Source organism: Leclercia adecarboxylata, from assembly GCF_035787115.1.
GTDB classification, from domain to species: domain Bacteria; phylum Pseudomonadota; class Gammaproteobacteria; order Enterobacterales; family Enterobacteriaceae; genus Enterobacter; species Enterobacter adecarboxylatus_E.
In genome coordinates this window covers 633,964-656,368 of the sequence record NZ_JALKTL010000001.1, presented here as the reverse complement: position 1 = coordinate 656,368, position 22,405 = coordinate 633,964, and the positions used below count along the sequence as shown (strand labels likewise).

Annotated in this window: 21 protein-coding genes; 12 read left to right on the top strand and 9 right to left on the bottom strand. The window is 56.5% G+C overall.

The window, feature by feature from the left end; translation table 11 throughout:
- Positions 1-634 precede the first annotated feature (634 nt).
- The 4 genes from MXM41_RS03045 to dbpA all read left to right on the top strand — a co-directional run bounded on the left by MXM41_RS03045 (position 635) and on the right by dbpA (position 4,603).
- Positions 635-1,603: a methyl-accepting chemotaxis protein gene (locus tag MXM41_RS03045; protein ID WP_325929827.1), complete on the top strand. Its 969-nt coding sequence runs from the start codon at positions 635-637 to the stop codon at positions 1,601-1,603.
- A gap of 155 nt (positions 1,604-1,758) precedes the next feature.
- A complete protein-coding gene (zntB, locus tag MXM41_RS03040; RefSeq protein ID WP_325929825.1) occupies positions 1,759-2,742 on the top strand; it encodes a zinc transporter ZntB in 984 nt (327 codons plus the stop codon).
- 282 nt (positions 2,743-3,024) lie between these two features.
- Positions 3,025-3,201 (top strand): hypothetical protein, encoded by a 177-nt coding sequence (locus tag MXM41_RS03035; protein WP_325930838.1) that lies wholly within the window; start codon positions 3,025-3,027, stop codon positions 3,199-3,201.
- Positions 3,202-3,229: 28 nt separating this feature from the next.
- Positions 3,230-4,603, top strand: coding sequence for an ATP-dependent RNA helicase DbpA (dbpA, locus tag MXM41_RS03030; RefSeq protein ID WP_325929824.1), 1,374 nt, complete (start codon positions 3,230-3,232; stop codon positions 4,601-4,603).
- Positions 4,604-4,648: 45 nt separating this feature from the next.
- Here the strand turns inward: dbpA and ttcA are convergent, their stop codons facing one another.
- Positions 4,649-5,584 carry a tRNA 2-thiocytidine(32) synthetase TtcA gene (gene ttcA, locus MXM41_RS03025; RefSeq protein WP_325929823.1) on the bottom strand — a complete coding sequence of 312 codons (936 nt, stop codon included), beginning with the start codon at positions 5,582-5,584 and terminating at the stop codon, positions 4,649-4,651.
- A 251-nt stretch (positions 5,585-5,835) separates the two neighbouring features.
- On the opposite strand from ttcA, the gene MXM41_RS03020 reads away from it, so the two are divergent.
- The 3 genes from MXM41_RS03020 to MXM41_RS03010 all read left to right on the top strand — a co-directional run bounded on the left by MXM41_RS03020 (position 5,836) and on the right by MXM41_RS03010 (position 7,160).
- Entirely contained in the window at positions 5,836-5,913 is a 78-nt protein-coding gene (locus tag MXM41_RS03020; RefSeq protein ID WP_225759512.1) for a hypothetical protein, read from the top strand.
- Between the two features lie 239 nt (positions 5,914-6,152).
- Positions 6,153-6,659, top strand: a complete 507-nt coding sequence (locus MXM41_RS03015; RefSeq protein ID WP_325929822.1) for a hypothetical protein — start codon at positions 6,153-6,155, stop codon at positions 6,657-6,659.
- Between the two features lie 84 nt (positions 6,660-6,743).
- Complete coding sequence (locus MXM41_RS03010) at positions 6,744-7,160, top strand: GFA family protein (RefSeq protein WP_325929821.1); 417 nt, start codon at positions 6,744-6,746, stop codon at positions 7,158-7,160.
- A gap of 19 nt (positions 7,161-7,179) precedes the next feature.
- Here MXM41_RS03010 and MXM41_RS03005 read toward each other — a convergent pair whose 3' ends face one another.
- The 3 genes from MXM41_RS03005 to nifJ all read right to left on the bottom strand — a co-directional run bounded on the left by MXM41_RS03005 (position 7,180) and on the right by nifJ (position 12,624).
- On the bottom strand, positions 7,180-7,392 hold the full coding sequence (locus tag MXM41_RS03005) for a KTSC domain-containing protein (RefSeq protein WP_325929820.1): 213 nt from the start codon (positions 7,390-7,392) through the stop codon (positions 7,180-7,182).
- A 198-nt stretch (positions 7,393-7,590) separates the two neighbouring features.
- Positions 7,591-8,706 carry a porin OmpC gene (ompC, locus tag MXM41_RS03000; RefSeq protein WP_325929818.1) on the bottom strand — a complete coding sequence of 372 codons (1,116 nt, stop codon included), beginning with the start codon at positions 8,704-8,706 and terminating at the stop codon, positions 7,591-7,593.
- A gap of 393 nt (positions 8,707-9,099) precedes the next feature.
- Entirely contained in the window at positions 9,100-12,624 is a 3,525-nt protein-coding gene (gene nifJ / locus MXM41_RS02995; protein ID WP_325929817.1) for a pyruvate:ferredoxin (flavodoxin) oxidoreductase, read from the bottom strand.
- 267 nt (positions 12,625-12,891) lie between these two features.
- Between nifJ and MXM41_RS02990 the strand changes: the two genes are divergently transcribed.
- Positions 12,892-13,158 (top strand): DUF333 domain-containing protein, encoded by a 267-nt coding sequence (locus tag MXM41_RS02990; protein WP_039028502.1) that lies wholly within the window; start codon positions 12,892-12,894, stop codon positions 13,156-13,158.
- On the opposite strand, the gene hslJ is transcribed toward MXM41_RS02990, so the two are convergent.
- The 3 genes from hslJ to MXM41_RS02975 form a co-directional block, all read right to left on the bottom strand.
- Positions 13,159-13,572, bottom strand: coding sequence for a heat shock protein HslJ (gene hslJ, locus MXM41_RS02985; protein ID WP_325929816.1), 414 nt, complete (start codon positions 13,570-13,572; stop codon positions 13,159-13,161). It abuts the gene before it with no gap.
- Between the two features lie 201 nt (positions 13,573-13,773).
- The gene (locus MXM41_RS02980) at positions 13,774-13,902 is read right to left on the bottom strand and encodes a hypothetical protein (protein WP_325929815.1); all 129 of its coding nucleotides are present in this window, start codon (positions 13,900-13,902) and stop codon (positions 13,774-13,776) included.
- 258 nt (positions 13,903-14,160) lie between these two features.
- Entirely contained in the window at positions 14,161-15,150 is a 990-nt protein-coding gene (locus MXM41_RS02975) for a 2-hydroxyacid dehydrogenase (RefSeq protein ID WP_325929814.1), read from the bottom strand.
- A gap of 209 nt (positions 15,151-15,359) precedes the next feature.
- Between MXM41_RS02975 and MXM41_RS02970 the strand changes: the two genes are divergently transcribed.
- The 3 genes from MXM41_RS02970 to MXM41_RS02960 are packed head-to-tail and all read left to right on the top strand — an operon-like array spanning position 15,360 to position 18,515.
- Complete coding sequence (locus MXM41_RS02970; RefSeq protein WP_325929813.1) at positions 15,360-17,999, top strand: YdbH family protein; 2,640 nt, start codon at positions 15,360-15,362, stop codon at positions 17,997-17,999.
- On the top strand, positions 17,996-18,187 hold the full coding sequence (locus tag MXM41_RS02965; RefSeq protein ID WP_325929812.1) for a YnbE family lipoprotein: 192 nt from the start codon (positions 17,996-17,998) through the stop codon (positions 18,185-18,187). Before MXM41_RS02970 ends, MXM41_RS02965 begins: the two co-directional genes overlap by 4 nt.
- 7 nt (positions 18,188-18,194) lie before the next feature.
- Positions 18,195-18,515, top strand: a complete 321-nt coding sequence (locus MXM41_RS02960; RefSeq protein WP_325929811.1) for a YdbL family protein — start codon at positions 18,195-18,197, stop codon at positions 18,513-18,515.
- Here MXM41_RS02960 and feaR read toward each other — a convergent pair whose 3' ends face one another.
- On the bottom strand, positions 18,516-19,424 hold the full coding sequence (gene feaR, locus MXM41_RS02955) for a transcriptional regulator FeaR (RefSeq protein ID WP_325930836.1): 909 nt from the start codon (positions 19,422-19,424) through the stop codon (positions 18,516-18,518).
- Between the two features lie 236 nt (positions 19,425-19,660).
- On the opposite strand from feaR, the gene MXM41_RS02950 reads away from it, so the two are divergent.
- Entirely contained in the window at positions 19,661-21,160 is a 1,500-nt protein-coding gene (locus MXM41_RS02950) for an aldehyde dehydrogenase family protein (protein WP_325929810.1), read from the top strand.
- 174 nt (positions 21,161-21,334) lie between these two features.
- Here MXM41_RS02950 and MXM41_RS02945 read toward each other — a convergent pair whose 3' ends face one another.
- Entirely contained in the window at positions 21,335-22,384 is a 1,050-nt protein-coding gene (locus MXM41_RS02945) for a GGDEF domain-containing protein (RefSeq protein WP_325930834.1), read from the bottom strand.
- Between the last annotated feature and the right edge of the window lie 21 nt (positions 22,385-22,405).

The following is a 22,405-nucleotide window of genomic DNA, read 5'->3' as shown; positions in this document are numbered from 1 at the left end:
ACATACTCTACTTCATCGGATCGGGCAGGAATTTTTTGTGATATGCGTGTGAATTTCGTATTAATTTTACCAGCTGGAACAGTTTTATTAGCCGCCGCTGCACGGAGCTATCTGTTTAATTCAGTATCGGATCGATGTTGAGAAAACATTAATGATATTTTCAATAAAAGAGAAGTATATGACAGATGCTGCGTTATTTAAGCATGGCTAAATAACAATCTTCTGAAAGTGTATGCAACTTAAGTATAAAACGTTCAACAGAAGCGCTAATGGTTTGCAGAGTCGGAGGTTTTGTTTTGCACTGATTTGGTTAGAAAAAACTTTGACTTTAGCCTGCATGGGGTTAAATCTTCCCCTAATGCAAATTAGGGGGTATTTATTATAATTAATTTGTCATTACGAAATCAGGATGAAAAAATAAAATGTGAATGTTATATAGTTGTTACCTTTTGAAAAAACTGTTGTAGGATCTATTATGCTTAGAAATATTAGTGTGAGGACTTTTATTCTGAGTTATCTGGTAGTTGTGTTTCTGATAATTGATGGTCTGGTTATATTTTTAGCGCCACAAACATTTTTGTTAATTTTACTTAACTGTATATTTGTTATCGCATGGGGTCTGTTGTGGGGTTACATGACCCAATATTTGGTTGTGCCAATCAATACGGTGAAAAAGAGTATCGAAGAGGTCGTCTCTGGCAACCTGGGCGTCATCATCCCCGAATTCGGTAATAATTGTGCTGGCCGGCTGATACCTGGCATCAACACGCTGTCCAGTAATCTCGCTACGATGGTGCGCGAGATCCGCTCTTCCTCTCAGACCGCAATGACGCTTTCCGAACAGCTCGCCGCCCGTAGCACGGCGCTGGCCTCCAAAACCGAGTTGCAGTCGGCCTCCCTTATTCAGACCTCCGCCAGCATGGAACAGATGGCTGCCACCACCAAAAATACCGCTGATAACACCCGTCTCGCCAATGAGAAGGCCAGTGTCGCGACGCTTCAGGCAAAAAAAGGGGGCGAGCTGATGGGGCAGGTTGCCAACAACATGCACTCCATTACTGAATGCGCCCAGCAGATGACGGAAATCATCTCGCTGATTGATGGCATCGCGTTCCAGACTAACATCCTGGCGCTGAATGCGGCCGTGGAAGCCGCCCGTGCCGGCGATCATGGTAAAGGCTTCTCCGTCGTAGCGGGTGAGGTGCGTGGTCTGGCGCACCGCAGCGCCGAAGCGGCAAAAAATATCAAATCCCTCATCGACGTCACCAGCAGCAACGTTAGTCAGGGAGCAATGGTGGTCGCAGAGGCTGAAAAGAACATGCATGACATCGTCAGCGGCTCCGGGCAGGTCAGCAAGCTGATGGATGAAATTTCAACCTCAACATACGAGCAGGAAAGGGGTATCGCGCAGATCACCCAGGCGCTGAGCGATCTGGAGCAGGTAACCCAGAGCAATGTGGTGATGGTTGAGGAGCTGTCAGGCTCCTCGGCAGTGTTGAAAAATCAGGTTGTTGAACTGCAGACCCGCACCCGCAACTTCCATCTCGAACCGACAGCGTCTGGCCAGTTGTACGACGGGGGAACCTTACCCGCACGTGCCTGATAAGAAAGCCTGGTTCGCCAGGCTTTTTTTATGGGCACAGTTTACCGGAATACTCTCTTTTATGAATAAATTCAGCGCGATGCCGGGAGAAAGTGTTGCTTAAGCTGGCGGGGTGGCTAGACTGACAGCAAAGAACAGCTACTGGCGGAGGCGCTGTGGAAGGCATTAAAGGATCGGAAGTTAACGTTCCTGACGCAGTTTTTGCGTGGTTACTGGATGGCAAAGGCGGGGCAAGGCCGCTTACTGATGACGATATTATCGATCAGCAGCATCCCTGCTGGTTGCATCTGAACTATACCCACCCTGAGAGCGCACACTGGCTGGCTTCAACGCCATTACTGCCAAACAATGTGCGCGATGCGCTGGCCGGCGAGAGCCTGCGCCCGCGCGTCACCCGTATGGGTGAGGGGACATTAATTACGCTGCGCTGTATTAACGGCAGCACCGATGAGCGCCCCGATCAGCTGGTGGCGATGCGCCTCTACATGGACGAACGGCTGATTGTCTCCACCCGGCAACGAAAAGTGCTGGCGCTCGATGATGTCGTGGGCGATTTAAAAGAGGGTTCTGGTCCACAGGATTGCGGGGGCTGGCTGGTGGACGTCTGCGATGCCCTTACCGATCACGCCAGTGAGTTTATCGAAGAGCTGCACGATAAGATCATCGACCTGGAAGACAATCTTATCGATCAGCAAATACCGCCCCGCGGCTTTCTGGCACTGCTGCGAAAGCAGCTGATTGTTATGCGTCGCTATATGGCCCCCCAGCGCGATGTCTATGCCCGGCTGGCGAGTGAACGCTTCCCCTGGATGAACGACGATCAACGCCGCAGAATGCAGGATATTGCCGAGCGGCTGGGCCGCGGGCTCGATGAAATAGATGCCTGTATCGCCCGAACGGCGGTCATGACGGATGAAATAGCCCAGGTGATGCAGGAGTCACTTTCCCGCCGAACCTACACCATGTCGTTGATGGCGATGGTCTTTTTACCCAGCACCTTCCTCACCGGTCTGTTTGGCGTCAACCTCGGCGGGATCCCCGGCGGCGATTTCCGTTTTGGTTTTTCACTGTTTTGCATCATGTTAGTGGTTTTGATTGGTGGTGTTGCATGGTGCTTGCATCGCAGTAAATGGTTGTAAATTTAAATTTTTTCAGCGTCGTAAGTTTCTTAAAACGCCATTTTAATTGAGCGAAGTCAAAAAACGATTTACCCATAAGGTGCAATATCTCTCCCGCAGGTGAATGCAACGTCAAGCGATGGGCGTTGCGCTCCATATTGTCTTACTTCCTTTTTTGAATTACTGCATAGCAAAATTGATTCGTACGACGCCGACTTAAATAAGTCGGCTTTTTTTTGCCTGCAACCCAGTAGCGACTACCCTAAAAGAGACATTCCCGATCCTCTGGAGGGTAATATGGCCATGCTGTTAACACTGCTGCTGCAACCCCTGCGGCAATCTGACCCGGTTCCTGTCGATCCGGTGCCTGTTCCTGAACCGATCCCACGCCCGCAGCCGATGCCGGATCCGCCGCCGGATGAAGTGCCGATTAAAATGTCGCATCAGAGGCGGAGATCTGCGAGGATACGCGCCTGCTGACTGTGAGTCTTTTACCGCGAGAATAACTGTGACTGCTTTTTCAACGCTGAACGTACTGCCTGCCGCCCAACTCGATAATCTCAACGAGTTGGGTTATCTGACGATGACCCCTGTACAAGCTGCCGCGCTGCCAGCGATCCTGGAAGGACGCGATGTCCGGGTGCAGGCCAAAACCGGCAGTGGTAAAACAGCTGCCTTTGGCCTTGGGCTGTTACAGCAGATTGATGCCACGCTGTTTCAGACGCAGTCGCTGGTGCTGTGCCCGACGCGCGAACTGGCGGATCAGGTTGCGGGAGAGCTACGTCGCCTGGCGCGTTTTCTGCCGAACACCAAAATTTTAACCCTGTGCGGCGGACAACCCTTTGGCGCGCAGCGTGATTCGCTGCAGCATGCCCCGCACATTATCGTCGCCACGCCGGGACGTTTGCTCGACCATCTGCAAAAAGGAACCGTTTCTCTCGATGCGCTGCAAACCCTGGTGCTGGATGAAGCGGACCGGATGCTGGATATGGGCTTTAGCGACGCCATTGACGAAGTGACCCGTTTTGCGCCGCCATCACGTCAGACGTTGCTGTTTTCCGCCACCTGGCCGGAGGCGATTGCCGCCATCAGCGGACGCGTGCAGCAAAATCCTCTCGCCATTGAAATTGATTCCGTCGATGCCCTGCCAGCCATTGAGCAGCAGTTCTTTGATACCACCCAACGTGGCAAAATCCCGCTGCTGCAAAAGCTGCTCAGCCTTCACCAACCCGCCTCCTGCGTGGTGTTCTGTAACACCAAAAAAGATTGCCAGGCGGTCTGCGATGCCCTGGCCGAGGCGGGGCAGAGCGCGCTGGCGCTGCATGGCGATCTTGAGCAGCGCGATCGCGATCAGACCCTGGTGCGTTTCGCCAACGGTAGCGCGCGCGTGCTGGTCGCCACCGACGTCGCCGCCCGCGGCCTGGACATCAAATCTCTGGAGCTGGTGGTGAACTACGAGCTGGCCTGGGATCCGGAAGTGCACGTGCACCGTATTGGGCGAACCGCGCGTGCCGGTAACAGCGGTCTGGCGATCAGCTTCTGCGCACCAGAAGAGGCGCAGCGAGCCAATATCCTGGCTGAAATGCTGCAAATCAAACTCAACTGGGTCGATGCGCCGACAAACGTCAGTATCGCGCCGCTGGCGGCAGAGATGGCGACGCTGTGCATCGACGGCGGTAAAAAAGCCAAAATGCGTCCCGGTGATGTGCTGGGTGCACTGACCGGTGACATTGGGCTCGACGGGGCTGATATCGGTAAAATCGCGGTGCATCCTGCCCATGTGTATGTGGCGGTGCGTCAGTCAGTGGCGCACAAGGCATGGAAGCAGCTGCAAAACGGCAAGATCAAAGGCAAAAGCTGCCGGGTTCGTCTGCTGAAATAGGCGGGCGGAAAAGCGTCTCAGCAGGCCCGCTGAGACGCTCAAAAATCATTTCACTTCGACAACGTTGAGACGCATCTCATCCAGCTGAGTGTCATCTTCTTCCGGCTGCCAGCCCGCTGGCTGCATCGGGATCTCTTCGCGATCGAACGCCAGATCGCCGCCGTTCACCACTTCAGAGCCGTGCTTAATGCCTTTGAAATCAAACAGATTGATATCGCACAGGTGCGAAGGCACCACGTTCTGCATCGCGCTGAACATGGTTTCGATCCGGCCAGGATAGCGTTTATCCCAGTCACGCAGCATGTCGGCAATCACCTGACGCTGCAGGTTTGGCTGCGAGCCGCACAGGTTGCATGGAATGATCGGGAAGGCTTTGGCCTCGGAAAAACGCTCGATGTCCTTCTCGCGGCAGTAGGCGAGGGGGCGGATAACGATGTGCTTCCCGTCGTCGCTCATCAGCTTCGGTGGCATGCCTTTCATTTTGCCGCCGTAGAACATGTTCAGGAACAGCGTCTGTAAAATGTCATCCCGGTGGTGGCCAAGAGCAATCTTGGTGGCGCCCAGCTCGGTGGCGGTACGGTAAAGAATGCCGCGACGCAGACGTGAGCAGAGCGAGCAGGTGGTTTTCCCTTCCGGGATCTTCTCTTTAACGATGCCGTAGGTGTTCTCTTCGACAATCTTGTACTCAACGCCCTGCTTCTCCAGATATTCCGGCAGGATATGCTCCGGGAAGCCTGGCTGCTTCTGATCGAGGTTAACGGCAATTAATGAGAAGTTCACCGGCGCGCTTTGCTGAAGGTTGCGCAAAATTTCAAGCAAGGTGTAGCTGTCTTTGCCACCAGACAGGCAGACCATGATGCGGTCGCCCTCTTCGATCATGTTGTAATCAGCAATGGCTTCGCCAACGTTACGGCGCAGACGCTTCTGAAGTTTGTTCAGGTTGTACTGTTCTTTCTTGGTAATTTCTTGATTTTGCGACATTTAATAGTGGCTCAATTCGTATGTGGCTAAAGCAGCTCAGGCGGCTCACGCCTTGAGAAGGCGGGCTGCAGGTCAACATGAAAAAAGTATGGCGTGTATGGTACGGATTACGGCGATGAATGTCAGCACGTTTTATAGCAGCGCGTAATCACACAGGGCCACTCTGGCGCGGTTTTTGCCGTTTGCCGCCTGGCTCTGTTTGGTTAACCCACGCTATAGTTGTAGTCCATCCACAAAAACGGGAGGTACTCATGCAGTATGTTGAAAAAGATGACCCGCGCGAGGCGCCGGAATCGGGTGATAAAAAACCCCAGCCCGTTAAAAAATAGCTGACCGTGAGTTATACCCGCGCCACCAGTATTTACTGGTGGCTTTTTTATCTCATTTCCCCGCCTCGTGGCATCGTAACGGCCCCTCTGCCCGGCTCAGTAACTCGTACTGTATCTGCACTGCGCACTCACCAGAAAGGCGCATAGGCCAATAATAATTGACCCTGTACGATAGAGGAGAGACAGGTAATAAAGACGATGATAAGCAAAAACAGGATTAATACGATGAGGTGATAACGATGTATAAACAGTGGCAATTACTCGCGGGAATTATCATTTTAATGACAATGTTTTCATCCGCCCAGGCGAACACCACCGCAATGGGGCTGACGTTAGGCAAAACCACGCTACAGCAATTCATTAAAGCCTATCCCTCGTCGCTTCATGAAGGGCGCAGTAAGTGGAGTGATGGGGATATATTCTCCATTCCGAACCGTGAGCTGGGTTTAGAGGGGGTAAAAAACAACGCCGTCATCTTCAATAAAGCCGGCAAAATTACCGCCATAATGCTTGAGCTGGATAAAAACCGTTTTGATGAAGTCGAAAGTATGCTGGCGCATAAATATGTGGTGGTAAAAAAACAGATCTCTTTCGCCGGAGATAAATACGCCAAATACCAGAATGACGAGGATTTAATCGAGCTCGACGCACCCTATTTGTCACCCATCATGAAGCTCACCTATTCAGAACAGATCTTTCAGGAAGCGTATCTGAAAAAGAGTGCGGAGGAATCTATCCGGCGCTGACGGAAAAGGTGGCATACACTTAGCCGGTACGCGGCGTGTTGTCACGCCGATTGTGTGGGGCATGCTTAACGCAAGGAGCCTGAAATGGCGAATACAGTGTCTGCTCAGTGTCACTGCGGCGCGGTCCGGTTTACCGTCGAGCTCTCAGACGGGTTCAATACCATCCGGCGCTGCAACTGCTCCTTCTGCCGGATGCGCGGGGCGATTGCGGTCTCCGCGCCGTTATCCGGTATCCACATTGTTCAGGGCGAATCGCTGCTGACCGAGTACCGCTTCAACACCCGGACAGCGGTGCACTATTTCTGTTCGGTCTGCGGGATTTACACATTCCACCAGCGGCGTTCAAATCCGGAGCAGTACGGCGTCAACGTTGCCTGCATTGAAGGCGTTTCGCCGTTTGATTTCCCGGATGTGCTGGTGACGGAAGGGCGGGTTCACCCTAACGATGGGGGGGGAGGCATTGCCGGGGTGCTGAGCTACCGTGCCAGGCCGGATGCGTAAAGGTGCTGTGGAGGTGCGTTCAGGCGACTCTTTTCTCTCTGAATTTGCCCTTAACGACACCGTCGTAGAAACGGCCTTTTGATACGACATTCAAAAAGTCGTTAAAAATGCGCACCGGTACAGGCTGATATTGCCAGGCACTGTGATCCAGAAAACGGATCTCCAGCGTTTCATTACATTTATCGTAGCCAATTGAGGCGATACGCGAAGATTTAACGGTATGGTGATTCATAATAACGCGTCCTTTACAGCAGGGCAGACATGCGATTTATCTTGTCTTAGTTTGCCCGAGGGGTGCAACAAAAAGTGTGTAAAAGAGATAGCGATAAAGTGAGGATATTTAAATGGGGCAGCGTAATAAATAATATAAAACGCAGAATGCTTTGCGAATATAAAGAGTTAGCCCACGTATTCACGCGGGCTAAACTTATCAGAACTGATAAACCAGACCTAATGCTACGATGTCATCGGTGCCGATGCCATTATCTTTGTAGAACCGATCGTCTTCATCCAGGAGGTTGATTTTATAATCAACGTAGGTAGACATATTTTTGTTGAAGTAGTAAGTCGCACCCACTTCAGCATATTTAACCAGATCCTGATCGCCCTGACCGTTGCCGAGATCTTTACCTTTTGACTGCAGGTAAGAGACGACCGGACGCAGGCCGGAATCGAACTGATACTGAGCGGTGACTTCAACGTTCTGGGTTTTATTGGCGACTGTTTCACCCTGGTCGCCGTTACCGTATGGCGTCATGTTACGGGTTTCCGAGTACATGGCCGCCAGGTAGATGTTGTTGGCGTCATATTTCAGACCGGTGGTCCAGGCCTCCGCTTTGTCGCCGCCCGCAGTGGTTTCGTTAATCTGCGCGTTAGTACGGTCAGAAGAGGTGTAAGCCGCTGCTGCGCTGAACCCCATGCCGAAGTCGTAAGAGGTAGAGATACCGAAGCCGTCGCCGTTCTCAAGGCGCACGTCACGGCCGTTATTAGTGCCTTCGTTACCGTTACCGGAACCTTCATTATTGCCCTGGTACTGCAGGGCGAAATCCAGGCCTTCAACCATGCCGAAGAAATCGGTGTTGCGGTAGGTTGCGACGCCGTTCGCACGGCCGGTCATGAAGTTGTCGGCTTTGGTGTAGGAGTCGCCGCCGAACTCTGGCAGCATATCGGTCCAGCCTTCCACGTCGTACAGTACGCCGTAGTTACGGCCGTAATCGAATGAACCGTAATCACCGAATTTCAGACCGGCGAATGCCAGACGCGTCCAGGACTGATTGCCCGAACCTTCGGTGTTATTAGCCTGGATATTATATTCCCACTGGCCGTAGCCGGTGAGCATATCGTTAATCTGGGTTTCGCCCTTAAAGCCGAGACGCATGTAAGTCTGATCGCCGTCAGCGCCGCTGTCGTCGGAGAAATAATGCAGGCCGTCTACTTTACCGTACAGATCTAATTTGTTGCCATCTTTATTATAAATTTCAGCTGCATTTGCTGCGCCAGCCAATAACAGGGCTGGGATCATCAAAGCCAGTGCTTTTTTTTGCATTATGACTATTCCTTATGACGTTTTTATATTTAATTGATTTTAACTTTCCGCGGAACTTCCTGCTTTGGAAAGATGTCTCATGCTAAATCACTCCTTCATTTAGCGAAAAGCGATAATTGTTACCAGGTAATTAAAAGCTCAACAAACTGCTGCTGTTGAAATGGTCATAATTTGCGTGAATGTATTAAATAAATCTTCATTAAACAATCCAGCCTTGTTTTATTAAAACACTAAGCTCAGATCGTTTATTTGTTTATGCTATTTTTGTTTTTGCAATAAATATGTTGCACTAATTTATCTGTTATTTATTTATGCGTATAAACGCCCGCCAGTGTTTAATTGGCAGTTTTTTAGGCCAGAAAAATGGCCCGGGGATACCGGGCCAGGAAGGCGTTACTCGCTAGCCGCTTTTTCGGCTTTTCCGGCTAGCTGCGCCAGAAAATCGTAGCGTTTTTGCAGATCGGCGGCGGCATCTTTCCACAGCTGCTCTGCCACCTCGGGTTGCTGGGCATTGAGCCGACGGAACCGCTGTTCCTGCATCAGCGTCTCTGCCAGCGCATCCGACGGCGGACGGGAGTCCAGCGCCAGCGGCAGCTTACCTTCATCGGCACGACGCGGGTCAAAGCGGTACAACGGCCAGAAGCCCGTTGCGGTCAGCTGGCGCATCTGATCGTGGCTGAGGGCCAGATCGTAACCATGCTCCTCGCAGGGACTGTAGGCGATGATCAGCGACGGGCCAGGATAGGCTTCCGCCTCCTGAATCGCCTTCACCGTCTGGTTCAGCTGCGCCCCCAGCGAAATCTGCGCCACATAAACATGACCGTACATCATCATGCTGACACCCAGATCTTTACGCGCCTTGCGTTTGCCGTGCTCGCCAAATTTGGTCACCGCGCCCAGCGGCGTCGCCTTCGACGCCTGGCCGCCGGTATTGGAGTAGCACTGAGTATCCAGCACCAGTATATTGACGTTCTCGGTCAGGCTGAGGACATGATCCAGGCCGCCGAAGCCGATGTCATACGCCCAGCCGTCGCCGCCAATCAGCCAGATCGATTTCTCGACCAGCGCATCGGCATCGGTTAACAGCTGTTCCGCACCTTCCACACCCACCAGGGCCTGGCGCAGTTCGGCCACCTGCTGACGGCGCACGTCCGGCGTCGCCTCGCTGTGCAGGGCGGTATTCAGCGCCGTTGGGATCCGATCGGCAAACTCTTCCAGCAGACGCATCACCCGCACGCGGTGCTGATCCACCGTCAGACGGAAGCCCAGACCAAACTCGGCGTTATCTTCGAACAGTGAATTTGCCCATGCCGGACCACGTCCATTGGCGTCGGTGGTGTACGGCGTTGATGGCAGGTTGCCGCCATAGATCGACGAACAGCCGGTGGCGTTGGCAATCAGCATCCGGTCGCCGTAGAGCTGGGTCAGCAGCTTGATATATGGCGTCTCGCCACAGCCGGAGCAGGCGCCGGAGTACTCAAACAGCGGGGTGATCAGCTGCGAGGTGCGAATATCGATCCGCTCAAGACTGTTGCGATCGATCTCCGGCAGATCGAGGAAGAAGTCATAGTTCACTTTCTCCTCTTCCACATGCTCAAGGCGCGACATCATATTGATGGCCTTGATTTCCGGGTTCTGCCTGTCTTTCGCCGGACAAACTTCCACACAGAGGTTACAGCCGGTGCAGTCTTCCGGGGCCACCTGCAGAACGTATTTCTGGCCGCGCATGTCGCGGGATTTCACATCCAGCGAGTGCAGGCTGGCAGGGGCGTTCTCCATGGCCTCCGGTGACACCACTTTGGCGCGAATGGCCGAGTGCGGGCAGGCCGCCACGCAGTGGTTACACTGGGTGCACAGCTCCTCTTTCCAGATGGGTATCGCTTCGGCGATATTGCGTTTTTCCCAGCGGGTGGTGCCCATTGGCCAGGTGCCGTCCGGCGGCAGGGCCGAGACGGGCAGGGCATCGCCCAGACCGGCCAGCATCGCGGCGGTCACGGTTTTGACAAAGTCCGGTGCCGCGTCCGACACCACCGGCGGGCGGTTCGGGCTGTGGGCATTTACCGGCTGCAGCGGCACTTCCGCCAGCGACTCCCGCGCCAGCGCCAGCGCCTGCCAGTTGCGCTCCACCAGCTCCTGGCCTTTACTGCTGTAGCTCCTGGCGATAGCGCCCTGCAGCTCCATCAGCGCGCTGTCGCCCGGCAGAATGTGGGTCAGATGGAAAAATGCCATCTGCATGACGGTATTGATACGCGCCGCCAGACCGCATTCGCGGGCGATTCTGGCTGCGTTCACCACGTAGAACTTCGCTTTTTTCTGGTTCAGCACCGCCTGCACTTCCTGCGGCAGGCGCGCCCACACCTCATCGGCGCTGTACGGCGTATTGAGCAGGAAAATCCCGCCCGGCTTCAGGCGCTCGGCCATCTGGTATTTGTCGATAAACTGCAGCTGGTGGCAGCCGACGAAATCGGCCTGCGACACCAGATACGCCGAACGGATCGGCTGTTCGCTGACGCGCAGGTGGGAGACCGTCAGCCCCCCGGCTTTTTTCGAGTCATAGACGAAATAGCCCTGGGCATACCACGGCGTGGAGTTACCGATGATCTTAATGTTGTTTTTGGTCGCCGACACGCTGCCGTCGCTGCCCAGCCCGTAAAAGAGCGCTTCCAGCTTCGCGGTTGACGGCAGGGTGTTTTCCGGCAGCGACAGCGACAGGTTGGTCACATCGTCATAGATGCCGACGGTAAAGCGCGGCTTCGGCCTGGCTGCGCTCAGCTCGTTAAAGATGGCCAGCACGCAGTCCGGGCCAAACTCTTTCGACGACAGGCCATAGCGCCCGCCAATGACCCGCGGCAACGTCTCGCGCTCGCCGCTGTTAAAGGCTTCCGCCAGGGCGGTCATCACGTCCAGATAGAGCGGCTCGGCCTGGGCACCGGGCTCTTTGGTGCGATCCAGCACCGCCACCGACCGCGCGCTTTCCGGCAGCGCCGCCAGCAGATGTCTGGCCGAGAACGGACGGTAGAGACGCACTTTCAGCACGCCCACTTTTTCGCCCCGGCGCAGCAGCTCATCCACCACCTCTTCACAGGTGCCAATCGCGGAACCCATGATCACAATGACGCGTTCCGCCTGCGGATGGCCGTAAAACTCAAACGGCTTATACTCGCGCCCGGTTTCAGCGGCAAAGTCGGCCATCGCCTGGTCCACATGGTCATACACCGCGTCGTACCACGGGTTGGTCGCCTCGCGGGACTGGAAATAAGTGTCCGGGTTGGCGGAGGTGCCGCGGATCACCGGGTGTTCCGGGTTCAGCGCGCGGGCGCGGTGGGCGTCAATCTCCGCCTGCGGCAGCAGGTTGCGGATCGTCTCATCAGAGAGCGGCGCAATCTTATTGATCTCGTGGGAGGTGCGGAAGCCGTCGAAGAAGTGGATAAAGGGCACCCGGCTTTTCAGCGTCGCCATATGTGAAATCAGCGCCATATCCTGCGCCTCTTGCACGCTGGCGGAGCAGAGCAGGGCGCAACCGGTCTGGCGGACGGCCATCACGTCGGAGTGATCGCCAAAAATCGACAGCGCGTGGGTGGCGATGGTGCGTGCCGCAACGTGCAGCACGAAGGGGGTGAGTTGTCCCGCCAGCTTGTACAGCGTGGGGATCATCAGCAGCAGCCCTTGCGAGGAGGTAAACGAGGTTGAGAGCGCCCCGGTCTGCAACGCCCCGTGGACCGTGGCGATCGCCCCGGCCTCCGACTGCATTTCAACTACGCGAGGCGTATCGCCCCAGACGTTTTTCAGCCCGTTACCGGCCCAGGCATCGGCCTGTTCCGCCATGGTCGAGCTGGGTGTAATGGGGTAGATGGCGATCACTTCACTGGTGCGAAACGCGACGGACGCGACTGCGCCATTGCCGTCAATAGTTTGCATATGACACCCTTACATTGCGCAAAGAAAGAGGGACCCGTGACAGATCGACGCGTCCTGTAATTATCTTTTTAGTTTAGCAAAGGGCCGCTGAAACGATTTTCGCTTTTGTGTCCTGCTTATTAGCGCCATCAATGGTTTGATCAAACTTTTGCCTGAAATCGGGCAGAAATTTTTTTAGTAACGCGCAAAAACACGGTTCTGCTCTCGACGGACGCGGGCGGGCTGCCTATTATGCATAGGTTTTGCAATTCAACGAGGGGAGAGATTATGCGCGCAGCATTTTGGGTTGGGTGTGCCGCTTTGTTACTGTCGGCCTGCAGCAATGAACCAGTACAGCAGGCAACCGCCGCGCACGTCGCGCCGGGGATGAGGGCGGCCATGTCCAGTTCCGGTGAAGCCAATTGCGCCATGATTGGCGGCTCACTGTCCGTTGCGCGCCAGCTGGATGGTTCAGCCATCGGCATGTGTGCGCTGCCTAACGGCAAACGCTGCAGTGAACAATCGCTTGCCGTAGGGTCGTGCGGAAGTTACTGATCACTCTGCGCGTTTAAAGACCAGCGTCGTCTCGGCCGTCGCCAGGGTTAACACGTCTTCCGTCAGATCGACCTGCGTACCGCTGCGCAGCATCGTTCCAATGGCGTGATCCAGCTCGTTAAGCTGAGGCTCGGTACACAGCTTACGCGTCATGGCGAGTTCCTTCACCTTAAGCTCGCCATCAGACAGCTTGCCCTGGCCGCTAAAGCGGTTGCACATCACCCCTGACACCGCCATTTTTTCGCCAAAGGCGAGCTCCGGCGGCGTGGCGACCGGGGTGATAGCGGTGCCGTTAATGCTTTGCAGCACAAAGCGGTGCTGCTGAAGTTCTTCTTCCTGGACGGAGGCTTTGCCTGGGTTGACACAGCCTGTCAGCGCCATGCTGAGGAGTGTTACTGCGACGAGCGTTTTCATGTTTCTTCTCGGTATATTCACTGCGTAAATAGCTAATGCATAGTCTATTGCGCTGGCAGGAATTGTCTTGCGGGATAATCTGAAACTGTCCTGTGAAGCTGAGGGGTAACCGCAGATTGATGATATGCACTAGCTACCCCCTCTCCCTTGAGGGTGAGGGCTGGGGTGAGGGGGAACATGCGGCTCTGGTGCTGGTTCCGTTCACTTCCAGACCAGTGCTTCTCTGTCGCGCCAGAACCGGTGAACGTGCCAGGGTGGCTCACTCGCCACCACCCTGGCGACCCGGGCTCCCGGCAAGAAAATCGCCGCTTCGCGGGTTGTTCGCCCCATCCCTGGGGCTCACCCCTTCGGGGCCAGCGCAAGCGCTGTCCAAAATTGCTCCCGGCAATTTTGTCCTCAGCTTATTCCCTCTGGCTTTCGGGTCGGGCACCAGCCTGCATCCTTGCAGGCTATGCCCTCTCGGCGCGTCCCTGCGCCTCGCCCCGGCCTACAGGAAACGCCTCAGCGATTTTCAGCCGGACCAGGGAGCCGCTGTAAGCTCTCTATTCACTTTGAGATATTTATTGCTTTAAGAACAAACAATCCCAATCAGAACAACGCGTTCGGGCAGGCTTCGCCTTTCTCCAGCTGGCGCAGATTGCCCAGGGTGGTTTCTGAAATGCTGATCAGCGCCTCGGCGGTCAGGAATGCCTGGTGTCCGGTAAACAACACGTTGTGACAGGCGGACAGGCGACGGAAGACGTCATCCTGAATCACGTCGTTGGATTTGTCTTCAAAGAACAGATCGCGTTCGTTCTCGTAGACGTCCATCCCCAGCGCGCCGATTTTTTGGGTTTTAAGCGCCTCGATGGCAGCCTGGGAGTCGATCAGTCCACCGCGGCTGGTGTTGACGATCATCACGCCATCTTTCATCTGGTCGAAGGCGGAGCGGTTCAGCAGATGGTAATTGTCTGCGGTCAACGGGCAGTGCAGGGAGATGACGTCGGACTGCGCGTACAGGGTCGGCAGGTCAACATACTCCACGCCCAGATCCAGCGCGGCAGCACTCGGGTAAGGGTCAAACGCCAGCAGACGCATACCAAATCCTTTCAGGATCCGCAGCGCTGCCACGCCGATTTTACCGGTGCCGATCACCCCGGCAGTTTTGCCGTACATGGTAAACCCGGTCAGCCCTTCCAGAGAGAAGTTCGCATCACGGGTGCGCTGATAAGCACGATGAATACGACGGTTTAAGGACATCATCAGCCCAATGGCGTGTTCAGCCACCGCTTCCGGGGAATAGGCCGGCACGCGCACCACCTGTAAACCCAGCTCTTTTGCCGCATCCAGATCCACGTTATTGAAGCCCGCGCAGCGCAGGGCGATGTACTTCACACCCTGTTTTTTCAGCTCTTCCAGCACTGGACGACTGCCGTCATCGTTAACGAAAATACAGACCGCATCGCAACCGTGTGCGGTTTTGGCTGTTTTTTCGTTAAGCAGAAAGTCAAAAAATTCAAGTTCGAAGCCATACTCCTCGTTAACGTGCTGCAGATACTTTTTGTCGTATTGCTTTGTACTGTATACCGCGAGTTTCATAAGACTTTCTCCAGTGAGTTTTCAATTACGGTAGCATGATTAAAATAATCTTACAATTTATAAAATTTTATTGAATTCAATAAGTTCTCTGATTAATTATGGAGCAACTATCCTTAAAAATGGCGTTCGCTTCAACTGACCGGCTAAACATGCCACAATATTCGGTACTGTCGGCTAATTTTTTCGCTAAATCAGGATATTAACTGCCCATGAGGGGTACATACAAAGCCGCGATCGCGCTACTGCTGCTGATCGTTCTTTTGCCGCTGACGCTACTGCTGACGCTTGCGCAGTGGGTGCCCACGCTTGCCGGGATCTGGCTCCCTGCCGGCACCCGGATCGCCTTTGAGCAAAGCCCGCGCCTGACCCGTAACGCCCTGGTAATTCCCGATCTGCGCTATCTGGTAGAGGATTGCGAAATCGCCCGCGTCAAAGACGCCACCCTCAGCCACCCAAGCCGCTGGAAAATCAACATCGGTGCGCTGGATCTCAACAGCGCCTGCCTCAGTAAAATTCCCGCCAGCGAACCCACGCCCGCCGCGCCGCGCTCCCTGGCCGAATGGCAATCCCTGCTGCCTAACACCTGGCTTAACATCGACCGCCTGACGCTCTCCCCCTGGCAGGCGTGGCAGGGGAAATTAACCGCCTCGCTAACGCCGTCGCTGCAGGAAATTGTCTACCACGGCGATAAGTTTAGCCTGCGGGGAAAACTGCGCGGGCGCTCATTGACCATTACCGACGTTACGCTTCATCTCCCTGACAATCCCCAGCCGGTAAAACTGGTGGGAGAATTTACCCTGCCGCTGGTGCCGGACGGCCTGCCGGTGCAGGGGCACACGGTGGCGACCTTCAGGGTACCGCAGATCGCCTCGCTGGTGGATGCCGAGCTGGAATGGCAGGACAATCAGGGCCAACTGGTAATGATCGCCAGAGAGAGCGGCGAACCGCTGCTGGATCTCCCCTGGCAGATCACCCCGGAACAATTCACCATCAGCGACGGCCGCTGGCGCTGGGAGCAGGCCGGAATACCGCTCGGCGGACGGCTGGGGCTTAAGATCGCCAACTGGCAGCAGGGGACGGAGAAGGCTGTCATCAGCGGGCGCATGAACGTGCTCACCCAGGGCGACGCCGGGAAGGGCAACGCGGTGCTCACCTTCGGTCCCGGCAGGCTGAGCATGGATGACAGCGCCATGCCGATGCAGCTCACCGGTATTGCCAAACAGAACGACCTGACGCTTTACGCGAAGCTGCCCGCCACGCTGACCGGCAGTCTCGCCGAGCCCCGGCTGGCCTTTGCGCCGGGGGCGCTGCTGCGCTCGCGCGGACGGATTATCGACGCCCTGAATATCGACGAGGTGCGCTGGCCGCTGGCTGGCGTAGCGCTGACCCTCAACGGCATCGACGGGCGTCTGCAGGCCATTTTACGCGCCCATGAACAGGAGATGGGGGATTTCACCCTGCACCTGGATGGCCGGGCCAGTGACTTTCTGCCGGACAGCGGAGTGTGGCAGTGGCGCTACTGGGGCGAGGGCAACTTTACCCCGATGCAGGCCCGCTGGGACGTGGCCGGGAGAGGGGAGTGGCGCGACAGCGTGATTGAACTGAGCGAACTCTCGACCGGCTTTGACCAGCTGAAGTATGGCACCCTGCATGCCAGCGCGCCGCGCATGGTGCTGGCGCGCCCGATCCGCTGGCAGCGTGACCCTGAAGCGCCGCACTTCAGCGGCGCGTTATCCTTTGAAGCCGGGCAGACCACCTTTACCGGCGGCAGCGTATTACCGCCCTCGACAATCACATTCAGCGTGGAGGGGCGCGATCCGACCTTGTTCAGATACAAAGGTACCCTCAACGCCGAGGCCATCGGACCGGTGCAGTTGAACGGGCGCTGGGACGGGGAGCGCCTGCGCGGTCAGGCCTGGTGGCCGAAGCAGTCCTTAACCGTTTTTCAGCCGCTCATCCCGCCGGACTGGAAAATGGCCCTCAAGGATGGCGAACTCTATGCGCAGGTGGCTTATTCCGCAGCGGCGGATCAGGGCTTTGAGGCCGGGGGACACGGGGTGCTGAAAAGCGGCAGCGTCTGGATGCCGGACAACAAAATCAACGGCGTCGATTTTGTCCTGCCGTTCAGCTTCAGCCAGGGCACCTGGTCGCTGGGCACCCACGGCCCGGTGACCCTGCGCATTAATGAGGTGATAAATCAGGTCACGGCCCGCAATATCACCGCGGATCTGCAGGGCGATTACCCCTGGAGCGACGCGAATCCGCTGCTGCTGAGCGACGTCAGCGTCGATCTGCTGGGCGGCAAAGTGACCCTGCAACAGCTGCGCATGCCTCAGCATGATGCGGCCCTGCTGCGGGTGCAGAACCTCTCCTCCAGCGAGCTTATCAGTGCGATTAACCCCAAACAGTTTGCCCTGTCCGGGCCGTTCAGCGGGGCGCTGCCGTTGTGGCTGGACAACGAGAAATGGATCATCAAAGATGGCTGGCTGAGCAACGCGGGCCCGATGACCCTGCGTCTCGATAAAGACACCGCCGACGCGCTGGTCAAAGAGAACGAGGCGGCGGCGGGGGCGATTAACTGGCTTCGCTATATGGAAATATCGCAGTCGTGGACGAAACTGAATGTAGATAATCTGGGTGAATTAACCCTGGCGTCGACCCTGCGTGGCGCCAGCCGCGTCGAGGGCCAGACTCAGGCGGTTAACCTCAACTACACCCATCAGGAGAACGTGTTTACCCTCTGGCGCAGCCTGCGTTTTGGCGACAATCTGCAGACGTGGCTGGAGGAGAACGCCGCATTACCGGATAACCGCTGTCCGACAGGCAAGGAATGTAAGGAACAACCATGAAAAAGTTGGCCGGTGGCTTCACCGCGATTGTGATACTGTTGCTGACAGGCTGCACGCCGAGGATAGAAGTGGCGGCCTCGAAGGAGCCGATCACCATCAACATGAACGTCAAAATTGAACATGAAATCCACATCAAAGTGGATAAAGACGTGGAATCGCTGCTCAAATCGCGCAGCGATCTGTTCTGAGGCAGCCATGAGAAAACCGATCGCACTGCTTATTTTGACGCTGGGGATCTGTGCGCCCGCGCTGGCCCTGACCCTCAACGAAGCCCGCACCGCAGGGCGCGTCGGGGAAACGCTGAGCGGGTATATTGCGCCGCGCAGTCAGGATAGCGAAACCCTGGCGCTGGTGGAGCAGATCAACAAGGCCCGCACCGACAGCTACCAGAAACTGGCCGACAGCAATAACATTCCGGTGGATGAAGTGGCGAAAATGGCCGGGACCAGGCTGGTCGCCCGCGCCCGCCCCGGTGAGTATGTCCAGGGCGTCAACGGCAGGTGGTTACAGAAGTGATCAGCGGTGGCGTTTGCGGTATTCGCCGGGCGAGATCCCAAAGCGCTGCTTAAAGGCCGTTGAAAAGTGGCTGTGGTCGGTAAAGCCCCAGCTGTAGCCAATGCCCGCCAGCTTTTCATCATCGCTGGCACCGCGCAGCATCTGCGCGCACAGATCCAGCCGACGATTTTTAATGTACTGCGCCACTACCAGCCCTTTCGCGGCAAACATCCGGTACAGGCTGCGCACCGACATCCCGCATTCCGCCGCAATCCACTCCGGGCGCAGGTGTTCGGCCTGAATGTGATCGTCGATAAGCGCCAGAACATTGCTGAACTGGCGCGCCTTGCGGGGCTGCACGGTTTCCCGCTGTTGCAGGACAGGGCGCAGCAGGCAGACCATCGCCTCAAGCGCGGCTTCGCTTTCGGTTTCACTTAATGCCGGGTTGTTCATGCTGTCCTGCAGCAGACGATGGCTGAGCTGAACGGTGGGCAGGCTGTGGGAGAGCTTTTGCGCGCAGCTCACTTCCTGAAAACGAAAGTGCTGCTCCAGGATCTGGCGCGGCAGCAGCAACGAGATCTGGCGTGATTTTTCCGGCCAGTAGATCGAGCAGGGGCGGGAGGCGTCGATCAGGGTAATATCCCCCGCGTTCAGCACAATCTGCCGGTCGTCCTGCTCCAGACCCGCTTCACCCTCCAGCTGAAATACGGTGTAGAACCAGGCATCGTTGCTGGTCTTGATCTCCTGGCGGGTACGAAACAGGTTCACCCCCCCGGCGGTGACGGTACTGAGTTTCAGGTTGCCGGTCCAGGTGGATTCCAGCTCGCCATAAAACTCGCCGCTCATGGGCCGGGCCGCAAAACTCCCGCAAACCTGATTAATCTGTGCCAGCCACTGCTGATAATTGTCCGTTTCGTTTGCACTCGCCATCGTCTGACCTGCCACGTCGTGAATGTTTAAACATTGTTGCATTTATGTTTCTAATTACCCGTGACATGGGGCGAAATCCCGGCAAAAACTTCACTGCACCAGAGAGCGAAACGGCAGTATTGTCGCGTTTTGCGGAGCCTGTCACAGCAGACAAAGCGAATGTCACAGAGATAAAAGCGCATTGCATAAACCCATCTTAGACTGCGATGACACCCTGCGAATAATAAGGAATCGCTATGTCTGATACACAGGTCGCAGTACTTCCCGGCGTGCAGCAATTTCTGGATCGCCAGCATGGCCTCTGGATTGAGGGACAATCGTCCGCCTCCGACAGCGAAAAGCGTCTGGATATCTTTAACCCGGCAACCGGCCAGGTCATAGCCTCCACGGCCGATGCCAGCGCGCAGGACGTTGACCGTGCGGTAATGTCCGGCTGGCGTGCCTTTGTTGCCCGCAGCTGGTCTGGCAAGCTGCCTGCTGAGCGTGAACGCATTCTGCTGCGCTTCGCCGATCTGGTGGAGCAGCACACCGAAGAGCTGGCCCAGCTCGAAACCCTGGAGCAGGGCAAATCCATTAACATCTCCCGCGCCTTTGAAGTGGGCTGCACCCTGAACTGGATGCGCTACACCGCCGGACTGACCACCAAAATTGCCGGTAAAACGCTGGATCTCTCTATTCCCATGCCGCAGGGCGCCCGCTATCAGGCGTGGACGCGCAAAGAGCCCATCGGCGTGGTGGCCGGGATCGTGCCCTGGAACTTCCCGCTGCTGATCGGCATGTGGAAGGTGATGCCCGCCCTGGCGGCAGGCTGCTCTATCGTGATCAAACCGTCCGAAACCACGCCGCTGACCCTGCTGCGGGTGGCGGAACTGGCGAGCGAAGCCGGGATCCCGGACGGCGTCTTCAACGTGGTGACCGGCAGCGGCGCCGTGTGTGGCGCGGCGCTGACCAGCCATCCGCATATCGCCAAAGTGAGCTTCACCGGCTCGACCGCCACCGGCAAACAGATTGCGCGCGCCGCCGCCGACCGCCTGATGGGGGTAACGCTGGAGCTGGGCGGCAAAAACCCGGCTATCGTGCTGAAAGATGCCGATCCGTCATGGGTGATCGAAGGGCTGATGACCGGGAGCTTCCTGAACCAGGGCCAGGTGTGCGCCGCCAGTTCGCGTATTTACATCGAAGCGCCGCTCTTTGATAACCTGGTGAGCGGCTTTGAGCAGGCGGTGAAATCCCTGAGCGTGGGGCCAGGGATGTCCCAGGAGGCGCACATTAACCCGCTGGTTTCCCGCGCCCACTGCGACAAGGTGCAGACCTTCCTTGACGAGGCGCAGTCGCGTCAGGCGGAGCTGATTACCGGCAACCGCGGCCCGAACAACCAGGGGTATTACGTGTCGCCGACGCTGGTGGTGAACCCGGACGCCAGCCTGCGTCTGACCCGCGAAGAGGTGTTTGGCCCGGTGGTGAACCTGGTGCGCGTCGCCGACGGCGAAGAGGCGTTACGCCTGGCGAACGACACCGAATACGGTCTGACCGCCAGCGTCTGGACGCAAAATATCAGCAAGGCGCTGGAGTACACGGATCGTCTGCAGGCGGGCACCGTGTGGGTGAACAGCCATACCCTGATCGATGCCAACCTGCCGTTCGGCGGGATGAAGCAGTCCGGCACCGGACGGGATTTTGGCCCGGACTGGCTGGATGGCTGGTGTGAGACTAAATCGGTGTGCGTAAGGTATTAATGTTTGCTCCCTCTCCCTGTGGGCTGAAGGATCCCCACAAAAAAGAGTGGCACGGTCGGCCCCCTCTCCCTTGAGGGAGAGGGCTGGGGTGAGGGGAACATGCGACAGAGGTGGGGGTTCCGTTCACCTTACGTTCTGCACTTATCTGTCAGCCGCGTCACCCGTGACGCGCCCTTAGCAGGACCAGCGGTTTCGTCCTGCATTTTTCGCCCGGTAGAGCGCGGCGTCGGCCTGGGCAATCACCTGGCTGGCCGTTTGACCCACGGTCATTAAGGCGATCCCCATGCTGACCGTGACGCTGTCGCTGACCGTTGAGGCAGCATGCGGAATAGCCGCGACGCGCAGGCGCTCCTGAATGCGCGCCGCCACCTGTTCCGCAACTTTTTCCGTCGCATCAAACAGGATCAGCAGAAACTCCTCGCCGCCATAGCGCGACACCAGATCGTCCGGGCTGCGCACCACCTGTTTCAGGGCCTGCGCCACTGCCGCCAGACATGCATCCCCGGCCTGATGCCCGTAAAAATCGTTATAGCGCTTGAACTCATCGACATCGAGCATGATCAGGGCAAAACCTTTCTTCTGTTCGACCATATGCGCCAGCACCGTCTCCATTGCCCGGCGGTTCGCGGTGGCGGTCAGGGGATCCTGATGCGCCAGCGCATCCAGACGGGCAATAAGCGCCTGGTTCTGCTGGTGACGCAGCCAGGCCTCATCAAACCAGCGCACTAAAATAAACCGCCCGTACACCAGCACCACCGTGAAAATCAGCCATACCACCGCGAAACGCAGCGTGACCCCCTGGTTCAGCACCAGACTGGCTACGGGCATCGCCGCCCACAGCGGCAGCGCATAGCTTATCAACCCAACGGGATAGAAATAGAGTCCTGCCAGCGCGGTCAGGAGCAGGGTGGTGCAGAGCGGCCAGGCGAAGGGCAGTTTCAGGTGCGCGATAAACCAGACGGCACACCCGGACCAGATCAGGCCTGACAACAGCATCAACAGGCTCAGTCCCTGCTTTTTTTGCCAGACCAGCAGCAGGGAGAAGCTGAAGAGAATGATTACCGCCAGCATCAGCAGATCTATCGTCCTGGCGCTGAAGGCATTCACCTGATACAGAGCATCGATGTTGTCAAACAGCCCGTTACGTAATAGCACCATCAGCGCAAAGCCGATGTTGACGAGGGCCAGCCACGGAATGCTGATGGTCAGCCCGTGGGTGACCATATCTCTGCGGGCGAAAGGCTC